This window comes from Pseudoalteromonas sp. SG43-4 (genome assembly GCF_014164325.1).
In the GTDB taxonomy this organism is placed as follows: domain Bacteria; phylum Pseudomonadota; class Gammaproteobacteria; order Enterobacterales; family Alteromonadaceae; genus Pseudoalteromonas; species Pseudoalteromonas distincta.
On record NZ_JACJFB010000022.1, the window covers coordinates 12,040 to 38,210 of the forward strand.

At 38.4% G+C, this 26,171-nt stretch carries 22 protein-coding genes and 1 tRNA gene; 13 read left to right on the forward strand and 10 right to left on the reverse strand.

Going from position 1 to position 26,171, the window contains the following annotated elements; all coding sequences use genetic code 11:
• The first annotated feature begins 318 nt into the window (after positions 1-318).
• A tRNA-Leu gene (locus H5160_RS17405) sits at positions 319-403 on the forward strand.
• A 218-nt stretch (positions 404-621) separates the two neighbouring features.
• Here the strand turns inward: H5160_RS17405 and H5160_RS17410 are convergent.
• The 4 genes from H5160_RS17410 to H5160_RS17425 form a co-directional block, all read right to left on the reverse strand.
• The gene (locus H5160_RS17410; protein ID WP_182673298.1) at positions 622-1,095 is read right to left on the reverse strand and encodes a VOC family protein; all 474 of its coding nucleotides are present in this window, start codon (positions 1,093-1,095) and stop codon (positions 622-624) included.
• A gap of 100 nt (positions 1,096-1,195) precedes the next feature.
• Positions 1,196-1,666 (reverse strand): GFA family protein, encoded by a 471-nt coding sequence (locus H5160_RS17415; protein ID WP_182711468.1) that lies wholly within the window; start codon positions 1,664-1,666, stop codon positions 1,196-1,198.
• Positions 1,667-1,770: 104 nt separating this feature from the next.
• Complete coding sequence (locus H5160_RS17420; protein WP_182738166.1) at positions 1,771-3,843, reverse strand: catalase; 2,073 nt, start codon at positions 3,841-3,843, stop codon at positions 1,771-1,773.
• 241 nt (positions 3,844-4,084) lie between these two features.
• Positions 4,085-4,918, reverse strand: a complete 834-nt coding sequence (locus tag H5160_RS17425; protein WP_182738168.1) for a mechanosensitive ion channel family protein — start codon at positions 4,916-4,918, stop codon at positions 4,085-4,087.
• Between the two features lie 279 nt (positions 4,919-5,197).
• On the opposite strand from H5160_RS17425, the gene gss reads away from it, so the two are divergent.
• The 6 genes from gss (at position 5,198) to H5160_RS17455 (ending at position 14,980) form a co-directional block, all read left to right on the forward strand.
• The gene (gene gss / locus H5160_RS17430) at positions 5,198-7,066 is read left to right on the forward strand and encodes a bifunctional glutathionylspermidine amidase/synthase (protein ID WP_182738170.1); all 1,869 of its coding nucleotides are present in this window, start codon (positions 5,198-5,200) and stop codon (positions 7,064-7,066) included.
• A 135-nt stretch (positions 7,067-7,201) separates the two neighbouring features.
• Positions 7,202-7,570 carry a DUF2237 family protein gene (locus H5160_RS17435; RefSeq protein ID WP_024605487.1) on the forward strand — a complete coding sequence of 123 codons (369 nt, stop codon included), beginning with the start codon at positions 7,202-7,204 and terminating at the stop codon, positions 7,568-7,570.
• Between the two features lie 236 nt (positions 7,571-7,806).
• Positions 7,807-8,331 (forward strand): DNA starvation/stationary phase protection protein Dps, encoded by a 525-nt coding sequence (gene dps / locus H5160_RS17440; protein WP_024595435.1) that lies wholly within the window; start codon positions 7,807-7,809, stop codon positions 8,329-8,331.
• A 611-nt stretch (positions 8,332-8,942) separates the two neighbouring features.
• Entirely contained in the window at positions 8,943-11,882 is a 2,940-nt protein-coding gene (locus H5160_RS17445) for a TonB-dependent receptor (protein WP_182694014.1), read from the forward strand.
• A 309-nt stretch (positions 11,883-12,191) separates the two neighbouring features.
• A complete protein-coding gene (locus tag H5160_RS17450; RefSeq protein ID WP_058154191.1) occupies positions 12,192-12,983 on the forward strand; it encodes a hypothetical protein in 792 nt (263 codons plus the stop codon).
• A gap of 257 nt (positions 12,984-13,240) precedes the next feature.
• Positions 13,241-14,980, forward strand: coding sequence for a SulP family inorganic anion transporter (locus H5160_RS17455; RefSeq protein ID WP_182738171.1), 1,740 nt, complete (start codon positions 13,241-13,243; stop codon positions 14,978-14,980).
• Positions 14,981-15,032: 52 nt separating this feature from the next.
• On the opposite strand, the gene H5160_RS17460 is transcribed toward H5160_RS17455, so the two are convergent.
• Positions 15,033-15,710, reverse strand: a complete 678-nt coding sequence (locus tag H5160_RS17460; RefSeq protein ID WP_039485204.1) for a glutathione S-transferase family protein — start codon at positions 15,708-15,710, stop codon at positions 15,033-15,035.
• Positions 15,711-15,887: 177 nt separating this feature from the next.
• Between H5160_RS17460 and H5160_RS17465 the strand changes: the two genes are divergently transcribed.
• The 5 genes from H5160_RS17465 to H5160_RS17485 all read left to right on the forward strand — a co-directional run bounded on the left by H5160_RS17465 (position 15,888) and on the right by H5160_RS17485 (position 21,688).
• Entirely contained in the window at positions 15,888-16,664 is a 777-nt protein-coding gene (locus H5160_RS17465) for a DUF1223 domain-containing protein (RefSeq protein ID WP_259417255.1), read from the forward strand.
• 299 nt (positions 16,665-16,963) lie between these two features.
• Positions 16,964-17,644 carry a CsgG/HfaB family protein gene (locus H5160_RS17470; protein WP_076923668.1) on the forward strand — a complete coding sequence of 227 codons (681 nt, stop codon included), beginning with the start codon at positions 16,964-16,966 and terminating at the stop codon, positions 17,642-17,644.
• Positions 17,644-17,991 carry a DUF4810 domain-containing protein gene (locus H5160_RS17475; RefSeq protein WP_008165258.1) on the forward strand — a complete coding sequence of 116 codons (348 nt, stop codon included), beginning with the start codon at positions 17,644-17,646 and terminating at the stop codon, positions 17,989-17,991. Before H5160_RS17470 ends, H5160_RS17475 begins: the two co-directional genes overlap by 1 nt.
• A gap of 1 nt (position 17,992) precedes the next feature.
• Entirely contained in the window at positions 17,993-18,670 is a 678-nt protein-coding gene (locus tag H5160_RS17480; protein WP_008165257.1) for a DUF799 domain-containing protein, read from the forward strand.
• A gap of 315 nt (positions 18,671-18,985) precedes the next feature.
• A complete protein-coding gene (locus H5160_RS17485; protein WP_182738172.1) occupies positions 18,986-21,688 on the forward strand; it encodes a VCBS repeat-containing protein in 2,703 nt (900 codons plus the stop codon).
• A 100-nt stretch (positions 21,689-21,788) separates the two neighbouring features.
• Here H5160_RS17485 and H5160_RS17490 read toward each other — a convergent pair whose 3' ends face one another.
• On the reverse strand, positions 21,789-22,133 hold the full coding sequence (locus H5160_RS17490) for a hypothetical protein (RefSeq protein ID WP_259398785.1): 345 nt from the start codon (positions 22,131-22,133) through the stop codon (positions 21,789-21,791).
• Between the two features lie 146 nt (positions 22,134-22,279).
• Here H5160_RS17490 and H5160_RS17495 point away from each other — a divergent pair, with 146 nt between their 5' ends.
• A complete protein-coding gene (locus tag H5160_RS17495; protein ID WP_182715735.1) occupies positions 22,280-23,638 on the forward strand; it encodes a serine hydrolase in 1,359 nt (452 codons plus the stop codon).
• Positions 23,639-23,696: 58 nt separating this feature from the next.
• Here the strand turns inward: H5160_RS17495 and H5160_RS17500 are convergent, their stop codons facing one another.
• From H5160_RS17500 to H5160_RS17515, 4 genes are all read right to left on the reverse strand, one after another.
• Positions 23,697-24,038, reverse strand: a complete 342-nt coding sequence (locus tag H5160_RS17500) for a YajD family HNH nuclease (RefSeq protein WP_024604747.1) — start codon at positions 24,036-24,038, stop codon at positions 23,697-23,699.
• 37 nt (positions 24,039-24,075) lie between these two features.
• Positions 24,076-25,011: a hypothetical protein gene (locus H5160_RS17505; RefSeq protein WP_182738173.1), complete on the reverse strand. Its 936-nt coding sequence runs from the start codon at positions 25,009-25,011 to the stop codon at positions 24,076-24,078.
• A gap of 85 nt (positions 25,012-25,096) precedes the next feature.
• Positions 25,097-25,711, reverse strand: a complete 615-nt coding sequence (locus H5160_RS17510) for an ACP phosphodiesterase (protein WP_182738174.1) — start codon at positions 25,709-25,711, stop codon at positions 25,097-25,099.
• A gap of 213 nt (positions 25,712-25,924) precedes the next feature.
• Entirely contained in the window at positions 25,925-26,158 is a 234-nt protein-coding gene (locus H5160_RS17515; RefSeq protein WP_039485228.1) for a ChaB family protein, read from the reverse strand.
• Between the last annotated feature and the right edge of the window lie 13 nt (positions 26,159-26,171).

Here is a 26,171-nt window from a genome sequence, read left to right on the forward strand (position 1 = left end):
ATTATTATAATACGATTCACTATTATCAATAGTTCAATTGCTTATTTATTCAATCGCATAACAGTTTAATAGCACTCATAACCCAAAATATTCGCTTTATATATCAGCCCAAAAAGACTTAAAAAATTTACCGGTAGAGTCTCCTTGCTATAAACGATTAATTATCAACCAGTTGTTTATGCAAATAAAAGAAAAGGCTTGCCGCCCCCTCTTTTGTTTGTATAATGCGGATACAGAATAAGAGGTATATAAGTATCCTTTTTATTTTAAGTGGTTTTTCTTTATCTTTTTATGCTTAAAAGATTAAAGAAAAATTATGCCAGCGTGATGAAATTGGTAGACATGGGGGATTCAAAATCCCCTTCCGAAAGGAGTGCCGGTTCGAGTCCGGCCGCTGGTACCACTTTTTGAACCTCAGCTAATTATTGGCTGAGGTTTTTTTATGCCTAAAATTTAACTAGTAATCTATACCAATTCGCTTTACTAAGTGAGCTACTTTTAGGTAAGAAAACGGTTTCGATAACAAGGTAAAACCGAGTTAAGCTGAAGCAAAAGCCACAAACCTTCCATTAAAGCCATCAATGTAATTAGAAAGGTACATAAATCTAATTAGCATGCGAGTTATGCGTCTTGCTCTTGATTTGTTATATTCCCAATTCGATTATTTAACTCTTCGTCACTAACATCTTCTTTATGTGTACCAATGATCCATATATGACCAAATGGGTCTTGTAGTGTGCCGGTCCTATCACCATAAAACTGATCATGTACGGGTCTTATTTCTGTTGCACCAAGCTCAATTGCTTTTTTAAACACGGTATCAACATCTTCAACATAAAGCATAAGGCTTAGCGCTGTACCACCGAGTTCTTTTGGGTTTTTTAAATGCTCTTCAGAACCATTATCTGAAAGCATAATATGCGAATCACCAATTATTATTTCTGCATGGGCTATTCCACCATCAGGTAAAGGCATCTGCATTACATGTTCAGCACTAAATGCATCACAATAAAAATCTATCGCTTTTTGTGCGTCATTCATAATTAAATAAGGTGTAACGGAATGAAACCCTTTTGGTATTGCTGAGACTGCCATAATATTCTCCTTTACTTACGCTGTGATTTTTAATATTTAATTAACTAAATATGCGTTTAATTGCCCCTAAATTTAAGCTTAGCTCATACAAAAAATTGCGTTACTTTTCGAGGTTTAAACGCTTATGCCAAGCAGCTATACTTTCATCAGGGTATTCTTCAAACTGCTTGTCACCTTCATTAATGGGCGCATTTACCCAATTTGCTTTACTACCAAGCATTAAATGAGTGCGCTCTGGCGGTATGGGTAACTCACTATCTATTGCACCAGCAAAGGGATGAACTTGCTCAGGCCAACGTGCATCGTATAACCACAAGTTAGCACTACAATGCTTACAAAAATGACGCTCTGCAGGGCTGATTTTATCGCCTGTTTTTGCATGATAAATAGTTATGTGTTCACGCCCTGTAACCTCAAGCGTGCTGTATTGCGCGTTTAAATTAATAACAAACCCGCCGCTCCCTGCGGTTTTACGGCATATAGAGCAGTAACATAAATTGTAAGGATAAGGGTGTTTTGAGTTGACCGTAAATACCACTTTGCCACAGTGACAAGCGCCATTAAGCTTCATAATATATCCAATTTTTTATTGTTGGCTTGAACTAATACCTTAACTAGGTGAGCTAAAAAAAACCACAACAATTACATGCTGTGGTTTTTTAATTATTGAGCTTACTAACGCTCCCAATATCTTAAATTACGCAATGTATTTATAAATTTATCGGCTGAATGTGCCTCTAAATCTATCCAACCATCATCTACTTTTCCATCTAGGCCTGCCGCTTTAAATAAAGGCTTAGCCTCATTTGTAAAGCCTATAAATTTCATATGTGCGTACGCATCACTTACAAAGTCTTTAGCTTCTGCTATGGCAGCTAGTTTTTCAGCTCCATCTTCGGTGGTGAGTACAAGTACCGCATCGTATAAAACCGATGGACCACCATTAATAACCTGATCAGCTTTAAAGTGCTTACCTTTACTGCATTTAGCACCGCCAACTTGCGGGGCAATAATTTCAAAGTTTGCACCTTCACTTTTAAGTGCATTGGTAACCGAATTGAAAATTTCTGCATTAAAGCCATCACTTACTAAAATACCTAATTTACGGCCTTTGAAGGTGTTGGGCGCATTTTTCAAAATACTTAACGCATCAGATACAGGTAAGTCTTTACGTGTCGGCATAGCAGCTTCTGCCGGATCTGGCATTTCTTGCAAGCCAAGTCCTTCGGCAACTTTATTTGCGAGGGTTTCGTCAATATTTAACAAGTGCGATACCAAACGTTCTCGTATTGGCAAATGCTCAACTTTAGACAGCTCAAACACGTACGCAGATTGAATGTGCGCCTGCTCTACCTCTGTTTGACTTAAATAAAATTGACGAGCTTGACTGTAATGATCGCTGAATGTTTCTGAGCGATAACGCAGTTTGTCACCGCCGCTTACTTCAGGCTCGCTTGAGCTTTTAAAGCCATGTACTGGGCATTCGCGCGGGTTGTTTTCATCGCCGCTCCATGAGTTGGGTTCGTAATTAACACGCCCTTTTGGATTGTGCATTGCCATGTGGCCATCTTGCTGAAAATGGCGCATTGGGCATTTAGGCGCATTAACCGGAATATGCGTAAAGTTAGGACCACCTAAACGCTTAGTTTGAGTGTCTAAATATGAAAAGTTACGACCTTGCAGTAGCGGGTCGGGAGTAAAATCGAGCCCCGGTACAATGTTTTGAGTACAAAATGCTACTTGCTCTGTCTCTGCAAAAAAGTTGTCGACAACACGGTCAAGCACCATACGGCCAACAATTTGTACTGGTACTTGCTCTTCAGGTATAAGCTTAGTGGCATCGAATACATCAAATTCAAATTCATCAGCGAATTGCTGATCAAAAACTTGCACACCTAGCTCCCATTCAGGGAAGTCGCCGTTACCAATTGATTCCCACATGTCTCTGCGATGAAAATCAGGATCGGCGCCGTTAAGCTTAAGTGCTTCGTTCCATACTACCGATTGCATACCGCCTTTTGGTTTCCAATGAAATTTAACGAATTTTTCATCGCCTTTGGCATTAATAAATTTAAAGGTATGAACGCCAAAACCTTCCATAAAGCGTAAAGAGCGCGGAATAGCTCTATCAGACATTGCCCACATAACCATATGCATTGACTCAGGCGATAGGCTTACAAAGTCCCAAAAGTTATCGTGTGCGGTTTGCGCTTGTGGAAAACCACGATCAGGCTCGGCTTTAGCTGAATGAATTAAGTCTGGAAACTTCATTGCATCCTGAATAAAAAATACCGGTATATTGTTACCCACTAAATCCCAGTTTCCCTCTTGGGTATAGAACTTAACCGCAAAACCGCGTACATCACGTGCTAAATCTGGCGATCCTTTATTACCTGCAACCGTAGAGAAACGAGTAAACACTGGCGTTTTTTCACCTTTTCTCTGAAAAATATCTGCACAGGTTAAATCTTCAAGCGTGTCGTAAGTTTCAAAATATCCGTGTGCACCATAACCTCTAGCGTGCACTACTCGCTCAGGAATGCGTTCGTGATCAAAGTGAAAGATCTTCTCGCGCATTATATGATCTTCTAATAATCCTGGGCCACGCTTGCCTGCACGTAATGAGTTTTGATCATCGCTTACAGGGCAGCCCTGCGCGGTGGTCATAGTAGGGTGTTCGTCCGACGCCTTTTGGTGCAATTCGCCGCCATGCCCTTTATTACCTGAGTATTTAAATGATTCAGCCATGTTTAGTCCTTCATACAGTTTGATTTAATGGGTCAATAGTTTTTATGAGCTTTAAAGCTAAAAGCGACTATGCAAATGCAAAATAAAGACCAGCCATCCAACCTAGTAAAAAAGGGCTGTACAGATAACAATGTAGTATTTGAGGTGGTTTATAAAAGAAAAAGTTACACAGGTATGTAACTTTTTCAGACAAAAAAGAGCACTTAAAAGTGCTCTTAGATTCATGTCAGTTTAAATTTAGTTAATCTTTGCTTTCGTTAACTAAAATAACTTTACGATGTGGGAAAGGTATTTCGATGGTGTTTTCATCTAGTGCTTTTTTAATTAACTCTGGCACCGTGTAAAGAATATCGAAGTAATGCTCGCCCTTACAAAAAGGTCTTACTAAAAAGTCTACTGAGCTGTTGTTAAGTGTTTCTACTTCAACAAAAGGAGCTGGGTCTTTTAATATGTGTGGATGCGCTTCAAGTACGGCATCTATAACTTTACGAACAGCCGTTGTATCTTCACCGTAAGCAACACCAAAATGCATATCCACACCACGAATTGGATGATGTGAATGGTTTATAATTTGCGCGCCCCAAATTTGACTATTTGGAATAATAACCTGTTGATTATCGAACGTTTGTAAAATAGTAGTAAACATATCGACCTCAGTTACTTTACCAAAGCGCCCTGCTGCCTCAATAAAGTCATTCACTTTATAAGGTCTAAATATTAGCAACATAACGCCCGCTGCAAGGTTCGACATTGCACCTTGTAACGCCAAGCCTATAGCAAGTCCCGCGGCACCGAGTAAAGCAATAATAGAAGCTGTTTGTACACCAAAGCGATTTAACACAGCAATAATAACGAACGCTAATATGATGTATCGAGCCATGCTGCCTAAAAAGCGAAAAAGCGTGTCATCAAGATGAGTGTATTTGTGGCATAAGCCAATAATTAAATTGCGCACTTTGCCTGCCAACCATAAGCCCGCAAGTAAAATTGCAATCGCCAGTAATATGTTGGTTGCCCACGTAATTGCAGCGGGTAAATATTGATTAATATCAATTTGGTTTATTATGCCTTCCATTGTTTTTCCTGTTCTCTAGCTTTAATCCATATCAAGCGCAATAGTTTAAAAAAAAATTAACCAAAGTACGAATATAGGTTCAGTTTTACATTTATAAGCGCTTTGAAGGAGAGATTTTTTAGGTACTGCTTCTAAAACTATGGATTGATAAATATAATTTTAAGCCCTATTTAGCGCCAATATTTAATTAAAAATTAAACCCAGTAATGTCTTGCTATAACGCAGTTTCGCTCATATAGTCAGCAAATTATCACACCTTTATTTTGAACATCTTTGCTTATGAAATCTTCTGCTTCTGCTAGTGATTTTGGTACCTTATTAGGTTATGCACCTGGTAATGTTGCTGTGTATTCATCTGATTATGATTCGGCTGACGAAAGTATTTATCCTAATCGTAGCGCCTTTCGTAGTTACCTTGATGGCATTTACATGGGCTATAAATGGCAATGCGTTGAATTTGCCCGTAGATGGATGTACCTCAATCATGGTTATATTTTTGATGACATAGCCATGGCTTACGATATTTTTGAGCTGCGTTCAGTGCGCGATGTAAATAGCCAAAACAGATTGCCACTAAACGCGTTTAAAAATGGTGCTAAACATCACCCTCAAGTAGGTAGTTTACTTATATGGGAAGAAGGCGGCGAGTTTGAAGAAACAGGTCATGTTGCTGTCATTGTTGAAGTGCATGAAGATAAAATACGTCTTGCTGAGCAAAATGTAGGGCATCAAATATGGCCAACAAATCAAAACTGGTGCCGTGAACTAAAAGCAAAAGTAACTAAAGATGGCGACTATTGGATTGAGTGCTCTTACAACGACGCCACTATTTTAGGTTGGATGACACAAACTGATGAAACAGAATATGCTGAGCCAACGTTTGAGCTAAACACTGACTTATTTACTATAGAAGCCCATAAAGCAGCAGATACAGGCCAAGCAAACAAGTCATGGTTAAATATTGCGAATGACGATGAAGCTGCCTACGTAGAAATGATGCAAGGCCATAAACTTACATCCGTAGATGAGGATCAGCATAATTACTTTGCAATATCTCAAACGGCGCAACAAAGCATTGAGCATGCAACAAATGAGCTGCATGGCTTATTTATGCATGCAACCGACTATGTATTGCAGCACCCTGAGTTATTAGAAAAGTTTAATTTACCCGATGTTGTGCTTAATAAAATTCGCCAATCGTGGGATAACCGCTTAAACCAATTAATTACCAGCCGGTTTGACTTTGCCTTAACAGCAGCAGGTTTAAAAGTTTACGAATACAATTGCGATTCGGCATCGTGTTACATGGAAAGCGGCAAAGTTCAGGGAAAGTGGGCAAAACACTTTGGCGTTAAAACAGGTGTAGATGCAGGCCAAAATTTATTTAAAGATCTCGTAAAAGCATGGCGTAAAAGTGAGGTAAAAGGTCTTGTTCATATTCTGCAAGATGATGAACCAGAAGAACATTACCACGCATTATTTATGAAAGAAGCTATTGAAGCCGCAGGCTTTGAATGTAAGCTAGTAATTGGCTTAAGCACACTTCGCTGGAATGAGTCAGGCAACATAGTAGATACTGATGGCGCACAACTGAGTTACGTATGGAAAACCTGGTCGTGGGAAACCGCACTTGATCAAATTCGTGAAGAATGCGAAGCCGACCAATCATTAGGTGATAACTTTGAACCACAATTCAAAGCTGGTGAAACGCCACGCTTAGTCGATGTATTACTGCGTAAAAATGTCATGGTGTTTGAACCGCTGTGGACATTAATTCCAAGTAACAAGGCTATTTTGCCAATACTGTGGAGCTTATTCCCTAATCATAAATATTTACTTAATACCGCGTTTGAGCTTAACGACGAGTTATTACAATCCGGTTATGTAGTTAAACCAATAGTAGGACGCTGTGGCGCTAATATTCAACTTATTGATGAGCAGCAGCAAGTTATAGAAAAAACAATGGGGCACTTTGCAGAGCAAGACCAAATATACCAACAACTATTTGCACTGCCTAAAGTAGACGACTACTTTGTACAAATATGTAGTTTTACAGCCGCCGGTAAATACTCTGGTGGTGGCGTGCGTGTTGATAAAAGCATGATCATAAACGGTCATAGCGATTGTATGGCGCTGCGTATTAAATAATAAACAATACTAAGCCCGCAATTTGCTGCGGGCTTAAGTTTGTGTAGCCCTTCCCTCTTTTAAGTTTTATAGCTATCTCAAGCGAGTTACTCCTGTTAGAGTAAATTTATTAAACACCACAAATTAAGGTATTTCATGGCGAATCAATTTAATGTACTCGGCACACGCTTAAAACTATGTTGCGGTAATGGTGGCTACACACGTGAAGGGTTTTGTTATGTACCAGAATCAGATCTTGGCAATCACAGTGTGTGTGCAATTATGACTGATGAATTTTTACAATTTTCAAAATCACAAGGTAACGATTTAATAAGCCCGAACCCTCTTTACGATTTCGAAGGTTTAAAAGCCGGTGATAAATGGTGCTTGTGTGCAGTAAGATGGCTTCATGCTATTTCAGCAAACGTTGCGCCACCAGTGGTGCTTGAGGCTACAAATAAAAAATCATTAGAAATAGTGCCGCTCGATGTTTTAAAAGCGCACGAATACATAGCCAACGTTTAAATACACCTAAGAGTAACTAAATCGAAGTCTGCATATTTTACAAATATATGCAGGCTTTTCAAAAACCCAATCTCCTCTGCAGCCTTAGAAACCTTAATTTAAAATATAACCAATTGTTTTTGAATCACTTTTCAAATAAAGCAACTTACGGCATAACAGTTGCTTCATTAAGTTTAAGTCATGCTCATAACGCAACATATTATATGAGCAACACATTACTTAATGTAGGAGAAATTATGAGTAACAATAACGAATCAAACAAAACAACTAAATTTACCGCGCCAGGTATGAGTGACGAATCAGCCCAAAAAACAATAGCTACCCTCGATAACCGCATGGTTGCATTGATAGACTTACAACTAACTTTAAAGCATATTCACTGGAACGTAGTGGGACCTAATTTTATTGGCGTACATGAAATGATAGACCCACAAGTAGACATTGTGCGCGAAATGACAGATACAATTGCAGAGCGAATTGCGACTCTTGGTGCAGTACCTGTTGGCACACCAAAATCAATTGTAGATCGCCGTACTTGGGACGAATACTCAGTAGGCAAAGGCCTAGTAACCGAACATTTGGCTGCGCTTGATAAAGTATATAATGGCGTTAATGCCGATCACCGCAAAGCAATTGAGACTCTTTCTGAGCTAGATCCGGTCTCTGAAGATATGATCACCAGCCAACTAGCCGATTTAGAGCAATTTCAGTGGTTCATACGAGCACATTTAGAATCATCTACAGGCGAATTACAAAGCTAATACATCTAAAGTAAGAAAGCCCAGCATTATTATGCTGGGCTTTTTTTTGCGTAAAAATCTATTTATCGCTACCTAGCTTACCGCCCCCACCCCAGCTAGTACAAAATCAATATAAAAACAATAGAAAATTGGTATTACCAAAATGATTTTTAATTATTTTAACCTCTCCACTATTTCGCAAATTTATAAATCATTTAGAACTTTTAATGGTCGCTCTTCCAATTCAATATCACTTAAAAAGTAAACTAAACACGTATAAAAGTACGACATAAAATTTCAAAATAGTACTAACAAATGTATTAAATAGTACAAATAACATATAAAAATGCCTTTGGTAAAGATACTTCAATAAAATTCATTCAAAATACAAAAAATAAAAACACCCTATAAGCCATTAAATTTATTAAATATAAGAAAAATAAAAGAGGTTTTTGTAATACACATTGTGAAATTTTGGTAAACAAAGGTTGTAAATAAAGTTGAATTGGATTAATTTCAACCATACCACCTGTATGACACACTACAGGAAAGAAACAGTTAAATTGGTTAACCAAGCCAAGTAACAACACACACACACAATGACGCAAGTCGTACCCAAACGGGAGAGATACATGAAACTCAATCAAATTACTTCAACATTAATTAATAAGCATAAAAGAAGTAGCTCTACAACAATCAGTGCCGCAGCCCTTTTATTAATGGCTTCTTCAAATATTGCAGCGCAAGAGGCTCCCGCAGCTTCAGAAACGGCAGCTGCAGACATTGAAGTTATTGAAGTAAAAGGCATGCTAGGCAGTATGAAAGCCGCCGCTATGCTTAAGCGTACTGACGGACGTATTGTAGATGCGATTGTTGCTGAAGACATTGGTAAGTTACCAGATAATAATATTGCAGAAGCGTTGCAACGTATTACTGGTGTATCTATTAATACCGATTTTGGTGTGGGTGACAGTGTTTCGATTCGTGGCTTACCTCAAAACCGTGTTGAATTAAATGGTCGCTCTACTATTGGTGACTCTCGTGACGGCATTAGCTTGCAAGATTACCCATCAAGCTTCTTAAAAACAGTAGAAGTAGTTAAGTCTCCTACTGCCGATATGATTGAGGGTGCATTAGGCGGAACAGTTAGTTTAAAGACAGTTCGCCCATTAGAGTTAGATAAACTAACTGGCGCAGTTTCATTAGATGGCGAATACGCTGATAAAACAGAAAATGTAGCTCCTATTTTTAGTGGTTCAATTGGTAACAACTGGGACTTTGATGAAATGGGTACCTTTGGTGCCATTGCTATGTTTTCATTCCAAGATCGCGAAATTCGCCAAGATGAAACATCTAGCCGTGTTAAACCTCAAGATATCGAAATTAATGGCCAAGAAGGTAATACACCTAGTGGCAACGCTATCGTAAGAGACGAGCACAGTGTTGAACAATACGTAGAGCAGCGTAAACGAACTGCTGTAAATTTATCTCTTCAATGGGCACCACAATCTGGTAATGGCATGGTGTATCTTGATTTAAGCGGCACAAAGCGCTCAGGTGAACAAGCTGGTAACTCTATTTTAGGTGTCGCAGGTTCACTATCAACAGATGCAAATACAACTCAAGATGCTAACGGCGTAAATAATTACACGTTAACAAACGAGTTTGGTATTCCTAAAACATACAGTGACTTTCGTGAAACTGACTCGTTTTCAAATGCACTTGGTGCAGAGTGGAACCTTACTGACAGTATCAAAATCTCTGGTGAAATTGCGGTAGCATCATCAGAAAGCGTAAGACCTGATTCTGAATTTACACTTCGCCCAATCGAAAAATCAACATTTGAAGCAAGTGGTGGAACTCAGCTAACAAATCATTTATATGATGGTGCATTTTCTCAAGACGGTAATAAATTACCAAGCATCATTCATTCAGATCCTAATGCATTTACTGACCCACAAAACTTAGCACTTCGTACGTTTAAAAGTGAAGATAGAAGAACAGACAATGACGAAACAGCTATTCGTTTTGATGTTGAAATGTTTGAGCCACTCAGCAGCTTAAGCTGGGTATCTAAAGTAAAAGCGGGTGTACGTGTTACTAACCGCGATTACGAATATGAGCAATACAAAGTAGAAATTAAAGACATTTATAAAAATGCATTTAACGACTCAGACGGTTCGTTAGCTACTTTATGGGTTGATGACTACAATGCTGCTTTTTCAAATAGCTTCACAACAGTTAGCCACGACAACTCATTTGACCAATTAGGTCATTCGGGACAAAACGACCTACTAACCTTTTTAAGCTACAACGGTTTATCTAACCCGGCCAATACTTACGCTCAACTTCAGCAGTTACTTGCAGGTACTAACCTAGCGTCAACAGGGAGTCTTTCAGATAACCAAGAGTTCCAAGAAAGCGCATACCGTAACGTAGTTGAAGATACTGCTGCCGTGTATATATCAGCCTACTTAGACTTTGATAACATCACTGCAATTGTGGGTGGTCGTTATGTAACTACAGATTTAGAATCAAGCGTATTTCTTAATGGCGAAAAAGTAACTGGCGACAATGACTACAGCGACTTTTTACCAAGCTTAAACGTAACGTATAACTACTCAGACGAAACATTATTCCGCTTTGCTGCTGCAAAAGTTATGCGCCGCGCTGACTTTAGCGAACTAAGCCCTGCATTTGACGTTAATAACGACATTACAGGTGCAACGCAAGGCTCTATTGATTTAGAACCATATCGTGCAACGCAATACGACTTATCTGTAGAGCATTACTTTGACCAAGGTAACGTAATTTCTTTCGCAGTATTTTATAAAGATGTTGAATCTTTCTTAAGTAACGAAAGTAGCTGTGTAGCTGCATCAAGCACTTCAACAGGTCAAAACGTAACTCAATGGAACCAAGTATGTCAGCTTGACGTTGCAGGTGTTTCACAAGACAACCTAGTTTACTCGGATGCAACTGACTTCCCAGTAGATGCTGATGGCTTTAACCATGTAGCAGGCTTACGTGACGCAGGACTAACGGGTATCGATACTGTTAAAAATGTAAACGGTGAAAACGGCTCAGTACAAGGCTTTGAAGTTGGTTATCAACAGTTCTTTACAGACCTACCTGGTGCATTTTCTGGCTTAGGCATTAACGCAAACTACACATACGCAGACAGCGAGCAACCAAACGGTAACCCGTTATTAGATATTTCTAAAAATACGTATAACTTACAAGTATTTTGGGAATACGAAGGTTTCTCTACTCGTCTAGCTTATAACTACCGTGACAGTTTCTTAGATACTGAAAACGAGAAACGTGTAGAAAATATTAACTCAGACGGCAGTATTTCAGCAGAAGGTACTGTTTACGGTAATAACTACCGTGACGACAGAGGCCAGTTAGACTTCTCTGCAAGCTGGGATATTAACGAAAACGTGACCTTAGTAGGTAATGCGACCAACTTAACGGGTGAGCCTTCTATTTACCTATCTGAACTAGGTGGTGCTTGGAAGTACACTGAAGCGGATCGCCGTTACAGCTTTGGTATTCGCGCTAAATTTTAATTTTCCCTAAAAACTAAAGCCTGCTTTTATGCAGGCTTTTTTACGTCTATAAAAAAGTGGCACTTGTGTTAAAACATCGCACAATTTTTATAACTAAATATTTATTTAAAGCAATAAAATTATCATTGAATAATACCCCAAACTAAAATTTAGATACCGCGTAAACAATATCAACCTTCTGCACTTCACTTTTAGCGCACAAACTAAGCACCATACATTGCACTAAAAACCAGCAACCTTGCAGCTTGGTTATAAAATGTCTAGTATTCTAAAGCTGTACTTATAATTGGTACGAAAAAAGGATTAACAATGTTTCTAAAATACATAACAACAATATCAATCACATTATCATTACTATTATTAACAGCATGCGGCTCTGGGGGAAGTAAAACAAAAGAGGCTGAAAGCATTGAAATACCACAATCAAAAGCGGTTATTAATAACAGTCCCTTAAGTGACTACAAAATAATTATCTATGGTAATAGCCATAGTTCACAGTTAGGGGGCTTATTAGAAATAATTATTACAAGCCAGTTACCTAGCACTTCAGTCAAAATAACGACTGTCAGTGGTCGATTTTTAGATGAAATAGTCGCAGTAAATGCGAATGTCGATAAATTAAAAAGTGATAACTGGAGTCATGCAATTTTTCAAGGCCAAAAGTACTCACAATCAGGTTCGACTGACTACCCTACAAGCGCAACTGAGCGATTAATCTCGAACGCAAAAGAGCATAAAATTACACCTATTTTATTTCCAGAGCATCCTCAAAAAGGGGATCCCGCAGAAGCAAAGCAGGTTTACGACCTCCATTTAGCAATCAGTCAAAAACAACCTAGCTGCATAGCGCCAGTTGGCTTCGTGTGGAATCGAGTATTAGAAATAATGCCTAGTATAAACCTTCATAGTGCCGACGGTAATCATGCATCCTATGCTGGGAATGTCCTTACAGCGATGACCTTTTATCAAATCATTACCTCGGAATTAACAGACACAATGCCATTTATTCCTGCTATAGATTTAACACAGCAAGAACAAGCATTATTTGGACAAGTAGTAACAGAGGTGCTTGAGTTATATCCGGCATGTGGTGCTAAATAATCTTAAAAAATTTAAAACTAGATTTTAGATTTAGTGATTTCCTGAGGTGCTCAATATCAGTACATTAATACTACGCACATAAGCTGATTAAAAGACACCTCAGGAAAATTCAATTTTCACTTTTTTGCCAAATTATAAATTTAATATCTTGATAAATAATCACCTGCAATTTATTAAAATAACCGTCGTCCTAGCTATACTTATTTGAATATTAAATTTACTATCAAAACGTTGTAACTATTAGCAGGAAAACTAAGGTGCTGTCGCGTTTATATAATTTTATGCCCGGTTTAAATACATTGCTGCACTATGAACGCCAATGGTTTGCTGATGATGTAAGGGCGGCGCTATCAGTAGCTGCAGTGGCTTTACCTGTTGCCATTGCTTACGCACAACTAACCGGTGTTAACGCCGCCGTAGGGTTATACTCTTGCATACTGCCAATGATGCTATATGCACTTTTCGGCACTTCAAAACAATTAATAGTCGGCCCTGATGCTGCTACCTGCGCCGTTATTGCCGCTGTAGTAACACCTCTTGCTGCAGGCGACAGCTTTAAGCATTGGCAACTTGTTGTCACCATGACCGCCATGACCGGCTTTTGGTGCTTTATAGCCAGTAAATTTAAGTTAGGTGTATTAGCTGACTTTTTATCTAAACCTATTTTAATGGGCTTACTAAACGGCGTAGCTATCACTATTATTGTGGGTCAATTTTCTAAAGTATTTGGTTTTACTTTTGATGAGCGCTACTTACTTGAACGCCTCGGTGGTGTGCCCACATACCTAGCGCAAACACACGTTCCCACCTTATTAATGGCTTTGTTTACACTGGCGGTCTATTTTGCCATGAAACGGATAAAGCCCACGTGGCCTGCATCTATGTTTGCTATTGCTTTTGGTGCACTTTTGGTATGGATTTTTGATTTAAAACAATTTGATATAAAAACCATTGGCACCGTAACTGGCGGGCTTCCCGTTTTTAATACCCCTGTTTTTGATTTAGGGATTATTCGTGAGCTGGTGGTACCCGCACTTAACTTAGCCATCGTGAGCTTTGTTAGTATGATGCTAACTGCCCGCAGCTTTGCTGCTAAAAATGGCTACGACATAGACGCCGATAAAGAATTTAGAGCGTTGGGTATTGCCAATATAGCGTCAGCTCTTTCGCAAGGTTTTGCAGTCAGTGGCGCCGACTCACGCACCGCTGTTAACGATGCAACAGGTGGTAAAACGCAGTTAGTATCAATAATTGCAGCAGCTATTATTGCGCTCATAGCTGTATTTTTAACAGCCCCACTTGAATTTATTCCAAGCGCAGCGCTAGGTATTGTACTTATTATTGCCTCTGTCCATTTACTCGATTTAAAAGCTGTTTGGCAATTAAAACGAAAAGACAAACAGGCATTTTATCTCGCCTCAGCCACCTTACTTGCTGTGTTATTTATTGGCGTTATACCAGGGATCACACTTGCTGTATTACTAGGGTTATTTCAATTTATTCGCACTGTTATGCGTCCAACCGACAATATACTCGGCGTAGATGTTAACGGTGTAGTAAGAAGTTTAGACGCCACAGATAAAGCAAAAGCAGTGCAAGGCGTGTTTATCTATCGCTTTAATTCACCTTTAACTTACTTTAATGCCAGCTACTTTAAACGCAGATTACTTGAGCAATATGCAAGGCAAAAAGACGATACACAATGTGTAATAATTGACGCTGTGCCCTGCTTTACTCATTTAGATTTAAGCGTAATGGCCATGCTTGCAGATCTCGACGTTATATTTAAAAAGCGTGATATAAGGCTTGAGCTTGCAGGTAGAAAACGTCAGTTACTTTCGTGGTTTGATATTGCAGGAATGAAGTCAGGAAAAGAAGGTATATATATTCACTCAGATTTATACATCGCCCTAAAAAGAAATAGCGTAAGCCAGCACACGCAAGAGGTTAGCTTGTTTGAGTCAGACGAAAATAAAGAACCGCTCACACAGCAATAAAATACAATAAGCAGATCAGCTAACTGATCTGCTGTTTAGTATTAATTACTTTTTATACTTTTGGATAGTTTGAAGGAAAAAACGCTTTTTTAGCGTCTTCATCAAACTCTTTTTTAAAGGCTATATCAGTACCAATTGCGCGTGCACGTGCAACCGCTGGGCGGCTATCAATGCTTTCAAACCAACGCTTAAGATTTGGGTACGGCGCTAAGCCCTCTTCACCTAGTACAACCGGTGCTTTATCAATCCAACCCCATGCAGATACATCAGCAATGGTATATGTATCACCCACTATAAAGTCACGACCTTCAAGGTGAGTATCAAGTACTTCGTAATGGCGCTGCGCTTCACGTAAATAACGATTAACCGCGTAATCAAGCCCTTCTGGCGCCATGTGTCTAAAGTGAACACTTTGCCCTGAATACGGACCTAAACCAGATGCGATAAACATTAACCACGACAGCATTTCAGCGCGGTCATCGCCCTTGCCTTCAAGCTTCCCATATTTTTCAGAAAGGTACATTAAAATAGCATTCGAATCGAACACACGCGTTTCACCATCAACAATTGCTGGCGCTTTAGCGTTTGGATTAATTGCTTTAAATTCAGGTGTATGTTGCTCACCTTTTAAAGTATCAAGAGGAACAAGTTCAAACGGTAAGCCTGTTTCTTCTAAAAAGAGCGCAACCTTCATTGGGTTAGGAGTATGGTGAAAATAAAATTTAATCATGTAAAGTTCCTCAATAATTGAGCAACGATTAAAGCACAACTTGAGCGGGTGTTCAAATTAAGTTTTAACTAAGTAAAATACACAGTTAAAACGTGATTTAATTGTGAGTATTTCGTGATACTTCATTCGTAAATATCATTTAGGCTGAATGCAATATCAGCCTTTGCGAGAAGTAACATGCCTTTTAAAGCAATATCCCGTCCATTTTTAATCTCACTTGTTGGGTTAATAATTTTTTGCTTTCAAAGCCAAGCTGCTGAGCAAGTAACTATTTCCAGTACAGCTAATCCGACTACCTTTTTAGAGCTTTACACATCGCAAGGTTGCAGTAGCTGCCCACCAGCAGAGCGCTGGATTTCAACGTTTACAGATGATGAAAAACTATGGACTGATTTAATCCCTATTAATTTTCATGTTACTTATTGGGATTATTTAGGATGGAAAGACCCGTTTGCCTCTGCTGTTTTTAGTAAAAGACAACGCACGTATAAGGCACTCGGTAAAAGTAGGATTGTAGCTACTCCAGGATTTATGGTTAACGGCAACGGGTGGCAAGGTTGGTTTTATAAACAAGCTATTCCCGTAGCTAAAGCCCGTTATTTAGGTAATTTAAAAGCGACTATAAACAACAGTAAAATTAATCTCGAATACGATACTGTTAATACCGAAGATAATACTAACCAAAACTTAATAGCCCATGTAGCTCTATTAGGCTTTGGCATAGAAACACAAATACACAGCGGCGAAAACGCAGGACACAAGTTAAAACACGACTTTGTTGTTATTGGCTACGAGCAAAGTGACATGCAGACCAAGCAGCAATTATCATTAACTGGCTTAACCCTGCCTCGCGCTAAAAAAATATCGCCAACAAAGCAAACCTTAGTGTTTTGGGTATCTAAAAAGGCGACCCTACCCCACTTCAAGTTGCAGCCAATTGGTTTTAAAAATTAAAGTTAATTGAATAAAATTACTAATTAACAACTCAGCACGCAATAAATCTCCCTGTATATCAACTATAGAAAAAGGCTTTCAATAATTTAAAAACTAATGAATTAGCATTGTTATTACAAAGAATTTATTCTTTTTCATTGTGTGTATCTGTATAAAACATAAATAACATTGTATTTACATCAACTTTTGTTTATAAAGTAAGTTGAATGGACTCTTGAAATAAGTAATTGACTTATAAGTATAAAAATCAAGCGCCTATCAATAAAAACTTCTGCAATTATCTATATGGACAAAAATTTATGCGAATTAACCAAAGCCACATTAAAACAATTGTAATCGCTGCAATTACAGCTTCCTCTTTAGCTGGGTGTGCTACAACATCATCAAAAGTAATAGAAACACCAACTGTTGCTAGCTATAACACAACCTACTCAGGTGCAAAAAGCAAACTAGTCGTAGGTCAGTTTGTAAACCGTTCGAGCTTTCAAAATGGTATATTTGCATCAGGCCAAGACCGTTTAGGTAGCCAAGCAAAAACAACACTAATGAGCCACTTACAACAAACAAATCGCTTTAGTGTGCTTGATCGCGACAATATGGCAGCCCTTGCGGAAGAGGCAAAGTTAACAGGTACAAAACAAGTTCTTAGCGGTGCTAAATTTGTTGTAACTGGTGATGTAACAGAGTTTGGCCGTAAAGCCATTGGCGATCGCCAGCTTTTTGGTTTATTGGGTAAAGGTAAATCGCAAATTGCTTATGCTAAAGTAACGCTTAATGTTGTTGATGTTACTACATCAGAAGTTATTTATTCAGTGCAAGGTGCTGGTGAATACAGCCTATCAGAACGTGAAGTTATTGGTTTTGGTAGCACAGCTTCATACGATGCCACATTAAATGGCAAAGTACTTGACCTAGCTATTCGCGAAGTCGTTAACAAGTTAGTTACTGGTCTTGAAGCTGGCCAATGGGGCAATAAATAATGAAAAAGCTAATTACCTTAGCATTTGTTTGTATAGCCCTAACGGGTTGTAACTCAACGAAAGAACCTATTTACTATTACGGTGACTATAGCACTGCCGTATACGCCTATTTAAAAGCAGATGACGTAACAGCCGAAGAGCAAATTAGTATGCTTGAGCAAATTATTGCCGATGCCGCAAACAAAAGTAAGAATGTTGCACCTGGCCTACATGCTCACCTAGGTATGCTGTACTTTGAAACGGGTAATCCTTCATTAGGCACTACTCACTTCGAAACTGAGAAATCACTTTTCCCAGAATCAGTTCATTACATCGACTTCCTTCTAAAATCTGCGAAAGGCGCTTAATATGCTTAATTTAAAATCATACACAGCGATCGCATTAGTCGCATTACTCGCTGGTTGTGTTTCACCTCCACCAGCACATGACTACACAGCATTTAAACAAGCAGACCCTCACTCAGTTATTATTTTACCTCCGCTAAATAATACACCTGAAGTAATTGCACCATACAGTGTGATGACTCAAATGGTCGCGCCTATAGCTGAGTCGGGTTTTTATGTTTTTCCTGTTGCTTTAGTTGATCAAACCTTTAAAGGTAATGGCCTCACTGTTGCAAGCGACGTACACCAAGTACCGGTGAATAAATTACATGAAATTTTTGGTGCAGACTCTGCGCTTTACATCACTATTGAAGAATACGGTACTAGCTATGTTGTAATTTCTAGCGAAACAGCTGTAACTGTGTCAGCCTCACTAGTTGATTTACGCACTGGCGAGCAATTATGGCAAGGTAAAGCAAGAGCCTCTTCAGCTGAACAACAAAGTAATGGCGGTGGTGGCCTTGTAGGTATGCTTGTTATTGCAGCAATCAATCAAATTGCTGAAACGGTAACCGATAAAGGCTTTGAAATCGCAGCAATGACTTCAACACGCTTACTTTCTTCAGATGTTTACAACGGCTTATTATATGGACCTCGTTCACCTAATTATGGCCAACCAGCACCAAGCGAAAAGAAAAAATAAACTTTATAATTACTAATCTATTCTAGAGTTTTAAAAGGCCGTACTACCAAGTATTAACCGGCCTTTTTTTTTGGACGCTCAATTAGTACCGGCTATGCGCAACAGCCGTACGACTATTAATTATCTCAAACCAACCACTTTAGCAGTCGTTCAATTTACTTATGTTTACAAATAATTATGATTTAACTAGATTTACTGATTATTTTTATTCACAATTCGTTCACTTTTATACATTAGTTATGCTCAGCGTCATGGCTAATCTTATATTTCAGTTTATTTATATGGCTTATCAAAGCTCAGATTAAGGAAGATGTAATGCGAAAGCTACTCTCTGTAATATTTTTATCAACGAGCTTCATTTCCGGTTGCGGTGGCGGGGGTGAAGACGCCCCAAACTCCGCTGTAACTGCTGTTAATGAAACATCAAAATCAATTAGTGCCACTTGGTTTTACGAGTACCCAAATAAATGCTTAGAAACATTTCAGTTTAATACAGATGGTAGTTTCGAAATCAATTCTAATCAGTCGAATGTAACCGGTAGCTACTCATTTGATGCATCTGTTGATAGCGGCGAACGTCACTCATTAACCCTAAGCTTTGAGCAACAAAATCAAGGGTATGACTGTGAAAGTTCTTTTGATTATATTGTTGGGGCTAACCTTGAGCTATTTGCTAGTTTTCCTAATGAACAACAAATGCAATGGTATGAATCAGGCACTGGCGGCAGTGCTATTTTTACACTTGATAGAGCAATAACGTTGTCTTTATCAAGCGCACCTACTGAAGCAAAAGCAGGCGAAGAAGTTACATTCAATGTAAATAAAGATGCTGAGTCAGACACCCCAGTCGAGTTATTATACGGACCCACTGGAATGACGGTATCAAGCAAAGGGGAAGTAAAATGGACCCCACTATTGCCTATGATAACGCAACAAAATACGGTTAAATTTGCTTTTACATCTGATAGAACCCTTGAGCCATTAGTTAGTGAAATAAATGTAACAATACCAAACTTTAAAGCACCTACAATGCGAAAGGATATTGAGCTCACCCATATATCTAACGGTATGCAAATTGGTAACTTCATTGGCGATGAAAATAACGAAATGTTGGTGCTTGATAAATTAGGTGGACTGTCTGTTATATCTCAAAAAAGCGATGGATTCGAATCAATTTACAGCTACCCATACTCTTTTGGCGGTAATCAGAATGAAATGCGCCTATCTGTATTTAAAGAAGATAATGGCGCAAACAATACCTTTGTAGGAACAAATAATAATATCTATCAAGTAAGTGGTTTTACACAGCCCCCTCGCAGTGTATTTTCGACAAGTAAAACTATCCACAATTTTATGGTAAAAAATATTGATAGTGATAGCGAACCTGAATTAATCGTAATTATTGGTGAAAGCTATAGCGCTAAAGAAGCTGTTGTTTACGACAATAATTTTCAAACAGAGCTTTTTAGCTTTTCTCTAGAGGGAGATTCTCCTATTGAAATAGCTGTTGCCAATATCGATAGCGACACATCATTAGAATTAATACTCTCAAACGGTGAAGTTTTTGATATCCAAAGTGCTAGCAGTCAATGGTTTAACGCTGACGGCTTTGGCCCAATTATGGCAACAGGTGACGTAAATAGCGATGGTATAGATGAGATCATTAGCACTGAAGGATGGAATTCGATAACAGTATGGAATGCTAATGATCGCTCTCAAATCCTAACTATTAATAATCAGGATAATTGTTCTGTAGCCACAGCAAATATAGATAACGACCCAGCCGATGAGATAATAATTGGCGACTGCCAATGGGGTCAAGTTCACGCCTACGATATTACTGATAATACCCATGCAGAGCTGTGGACACTGCCACTTATAGATCATGGCAGCGCTGCGATGGTTGTTGGCGATATTAATAATGATGGTAAAGAAGAAATTGTTTGGGGGACAGGCTTAAGCAGTTCAGGTAAAGATATACTAGTAGTCGCTGGTATTACTCCAAATCCCGAAATTTTATGGCATAACGGAAATAGAGAATCACCTTCACAATACGATTCCTATATTGCAGCTGGGTGGGCAAATATAAGCCCTGAAAAAGAGGCGGCAGTTTATATAATTCCTAGTACAAATAGTGGCTATATTCGCCCTCGATACTTAACTATGAATGAAGATGGTGAAGTTACACCTAATTATAATAGCTCATCAAATATTCTCGAAGCAGCCCTAGCAGCAATAGGTGATATAGATTCAGACAATTATGATGAATTATTTATATTTGGAACTCGCAATTACTCTCCTTCCCTAAACGTAATTGAATTAGAGTCTGATATTTCTAAATGGCAAGTAACGACAGAAGATGACTCTTCTAATTATAATGCTTTAGAGGTTACTGATATTAATAACGATGGCTATGACGATGCATTAATAGCCACATATGAAACACTTACCGTACACGACATTAGTAACAATAATATTCTAGCTACATGGACAGCTAGCAGTGCCATCACCTCAATTACTGCCACAACAAGTACTTTAGGGGAAAAATTAGTAATACTAAGTACTCGAGATAGCCTAACAACTCTTACCTTTGAGAATAATAAACTGAGCATGCGCTCCAGTTCAGTAAACTCAGAGGAATGTAAGAGTCTTTATGCACAACCTCAAACGGATAGTGTTTTATGTTTTTCTCCTGAATACTCATATCAGGGTAATTTAGTTACTTTTTCATTAGACTTAGAACTATTACTAAAAGCTCGAATTAATGGTGAAGTAACAGGCCTAATACAATTACCTTATTCTGATAATGTATTAATTACCACAAACTCAAGTGACAATAATTATTATTCACAATCAAGTCTTATCTCTGAAGTTAGTACAAAGACAGGTGACATTATATGGCAAGGCTACCCATTAGCGGGAGAAGTAATGGGTAACTCAATAAAATTTGGCAAAATAGGTAAAGATACAGTGCCACTAGTTTTTGGCACTAATGTTGGAATGTTTTTAACTCATTAATTTAAATTAAAGGGCTACTTGTGGTTTATTAAAAATAATAAACCACAAGTATGCGCGAGAAAGTAGAGATAATTTAGTTTTGACTAAATAAACATGAGGTTTAAAAACTAAATTTAATAGCAACAGAAAAAATAGTTTTTATAATAATACTAACTAAAAAAGCCACCATAAAAAACATAGCAAATGCTGAAACAGCCCCGCCACCGGTATACCCTGCTTTAGCTTTTTCCACCATCAATACATAAATTCCTAACCCTACGCTTACCTTAAACCATAGCCAGTAATCGTTGCTAAAAAGAGGAATTGCAGCAAAACCTATTATGGGCACTAATATTTTGCCCTCTTCGTTTTTGTGTAATAAATAAAAAGCCATAATCGCAATATAAAATAGAGCCGTTATATCAGGCATATAAATAACTTCCTTGTAAGAAAATAATAAAACCAATAAACGCGGCGATTATACCTATTACTGAGTCCCTATAAAATCTGATAATTGTGTTTACTTTTTAGCTGTGCAATATTAATTCACTAATAAGTACAAGGATTGCTAAACCTATTTACAGGTTTGGTATAAAAACTAAAAGGATGAATATGATTAAGCCATTTTACGCTAGCTGTTTGTTAGCCCTCTTGCTATTAACACCCAGCCTTGTAATAGCAAATCCGACAGCCTCGCAATATCAGGAAATTCTTAACGAGAGCCTAGTTGAAAACGAGCCCGGGGTATCGGTAATTATAAGCAAAAATGGCAAAGTACTTTTCAAAGGAACGCGCGGGCTTGCCAACCTTGAGCATAACATTGCACTTAATGAGCAAAGCGTTTTACGTTTAGGTTCTATTTCAAAACAATTTACTGCAGCTGCAATTATGATGTTGCAAGAGCAAGGTAAGCTAGCGGTTACCGATGATATTCATAAGTATGTTGCAAGCTTCCCCACCGAGGGCAACCTCGTCACAATCGAAAACTTATTAACCCACACCTCAGGCATAGCCAACTACACAGATGACGACGACTTATTCGATAAAGAAATACAAGTACCCATCAGCGTTGACGATACACTCAAGAGATTTGCCAAACACCCAATGGTGTTTGAACCCGGCGAAGCGATGGCTTATTCGAACACGGGCTATTCACTGCTAGGTAAAATAATTGAAGTGGCGAGTGGGCAATCTTACAAAGACTTTATTGAACAAAATATATTTAAAAAACTAGGGATGACTCAAAGCAGCTATGAAGGGCAAGAAATTGTTGCTCACCGCGCAGCTGGGTATGAGCAAACAGAGCAAGGCTTTATAAACACAAGTTATATTAATATGGACTGGCCTTATGCCGCAGGTGCGCTTATATCTACCCCAACCGACTTAAACATTTGGTTTAGCGCATTATCGTCTGGCAAGCTTATTAGTAAAGCAAGTTATGAGAAGATGGTTAGCCCTTTTAAACTCAATGACGGCAGCTTTTCATCCTATGGTTACGGATTAATTATTAAGCCTTTGAATGAATACACCGTAATTAAACACACTGGCGGAATAAATGGCTTTTTAGCACATGCACGCTATATTCCAGAGCAAAAGCTATATGTTGCAGTACTGGCTAATTCAAACCACATAAACCCTATTTTTATCAACGAAAAACTCACAGCCAAAGCACTGGGTATTGCGCTCCCCGAGTTTAAAAAAGCAGATGTAACAGCGCAGCAGTTAGCGCCCGTATTGGGTGATTACCGTATTGATAAAAACACCTTACGCAGCCTAATTTTTGAAAATGACGTTTTGTATTCTAAGCGCACCGGTGGCGATAAAACAAAACTAATTACCATGTCTAAAAATAGCTTTTACTATCCTAATTCAAACAATTACTTAGTAATAGAAAAAGACAGCCAAGGCCAATTAGTAATGAAGTATTTTAGTGGATTATCAACAACGCCCACTGAGGCGATTAAAATTTAGCGACAAGTTTGAGCGAGGCACAAAATGCTTCGCTCTTGCTAAATAGCTCTCTCTAAAGCTACTTTGATTTATTAAGCATCGCTTTTAAATCGGCAAATGGAGAATGCGTTGCAGCCTCAACTTTTCGCTCTGTAGTCGACCCGCCATACATAATATGTTCGTGGTATTTATTGTGCTCATTGTCGTGGCAATAAATACACAATAACTCCCAGTTACTGCCATCCTCTGGATTATTACTGTGGTTATGATCTATATGATGCACCGTTAACTCACGTAAATTAGAGTACTCAAACTCACGGGCACAACGCCCACATACCCAAGGGTACAATCTTAAGGCTTTAATTCGGTAACCTTCCTCTTGCTTCACATAAGCCTGAGGTACTGCGTTATTCTTACTCATAGTATTCCTGGTAAATTTACTATTTTGGTGATCAATACTAAAAAAACTTAATTACTGACAAATCACCAAAAGACGTATCTATATGCCGGCCTGTTTGCTCCCACGCGCGAAGTACGACCATAAGTTTTTTATTGTCGGAAGTCCAAGAAATTCCACCGCCGTATGCTTCAACTTTTTCACCGCCAGAATCTTTTAACCCCAGCCCAGGGTCTGTATTTCGAATATTTCCCTTACCTACTTTGTATTCAGCAAATACGTGAACATTATGCGGTAACGAAAATGATAAAAGAGAGCCAATACTCGCTCCATACGAATTAGAAATTAACTTAGTGACCTGTGGTGCAGACGAATTTAAAAAATCAGCCTGAAATACAATATTATCTTTATTCTCAAGGGATACATGCTTGAAAGACCACGCGCCAACAACACTTAACGACAAATCAAATTTGTTACTTAGCTTTGGCCTATTAAGAAAAAAATGCTCAAACAAAGACTCTTTATTGTTGAAGGTATAAAAATTGTGTTGGCCAGATAGCTCAAACTTGGTTGAACGTGTATTTTGCGAGAAAATTTGATCCGTTTGATTGCCGCTTAAATTGCTAGCCGTGCTTTGCAGTCCTTCAAGCGTTTGATAGTTAAAAGTGATTTTAGAATTTTTAAACTTTCTATATGAAAGCAGTATATCTTGTGTTTTTGTTTCAACATCATCTTCAAAAATATCGGCAGAGTAGCCAATTTCAATGTCGTTAATATCAAAAAACACACCCACACGTTGGTTGTTTATGGGCTTTAACGAAAACAGTGTTTTTTGATTATTCCCAGCCAAGTCATCGTATATTAATGCGTGGCTAGTGTTAGGGTTTGAAATAGTTGTTCGTACCGACTTCAAGTCAAAGTCGAAAGCCAATACAGCACCAGATTGAAATGCCGCTAAAACGGCAAAGCTCACAATAGCCAAGTAATTGCGAATCATTAAAAACACTCAAAAATTAATTTGTATTAGAGTAGCGTTTTTTTCACCTTAAATTATCACAAAAGGTTAACAATTGATGAAAACTTTAAATAATGCGCTTTATGCCATTTTTTGGGGTGCTTTCAAGGTCAAACTCACTTACATGCTTAATTAGCTCCGGAAAGAACGCTAAAAACACGGCTTCTAATTCATCGTAGTTACGCGCTATATCCTCAGCTGCCCCCGCAAAGTTATTAGTAAAACGAATGCGGTTAGCAATATTATCAAGTGCTACTCCTATTCCCTCAATGGTTTCGTACTCTTTAAACCAATCGTTTTTGGTCATACTTGTTACAACATGCTGCATTCGCGCTGGCATAACAGGTATACGGTTATTTAAAAGCTGATAGCTGGTGTACTTAAAATCACTTAAAGGTTGCTTGCTAAATCGTTGCCAATGCACAATTAAAAAGTGATCAAACACCACATCAATAGCCACACCAGCAAAGCGTTTACGCTCGGGTGAAAAGTATTGTTTAGCGTGTTTAACTGCGCGGTGAGAGTCGGTAAATTTATCAACTAAATAATGGTTATCGAGGCCATTTTTAACTGTGTTTGGTAAGTGCTTTACATGTCTTTTTCCACCAAAGTCACCCAACAGGTTCCCAAAGTGAGAATCGGCTGTGGGCTTCGCTAAATAAAGATGAGCTAAATAATTCAAAGTGTTCTCTGATTGGCTAATACAAATAAATAATAACGCAAATTTAAACCAAACTCACATTCGTGTTTAAACCAGTACTTATGGTTTTGCTTACCAGTTTTTACTCAAACAGACTGCAAAGTATTGTATAAACATCGCAACTATAAAACGTCTATATAAAAAGCCGCTATATCAGCTATGGCGGCTTTTAAATGCTTAAGCTTTGTTGTTAGTTTAGTTACTCGACTTTACCCAATTTCCATTATCATTTTTGCTATAACTATTTTTAACCGCCGACCAAGCTACTTTGTGCGCAGTGGTTTCGCGGTCATCATCATTTTTTCTATCGCTAGGATCCTTATAGGTATCCCACGCACTATTAAACGCCTCTTGATATATCTCTTGAGCATGTTTAGGTAAGTTACTTTTTACCGACTCAGGTAATTCATCACGATTTTTATATGGCATAACTTTCTCCTTA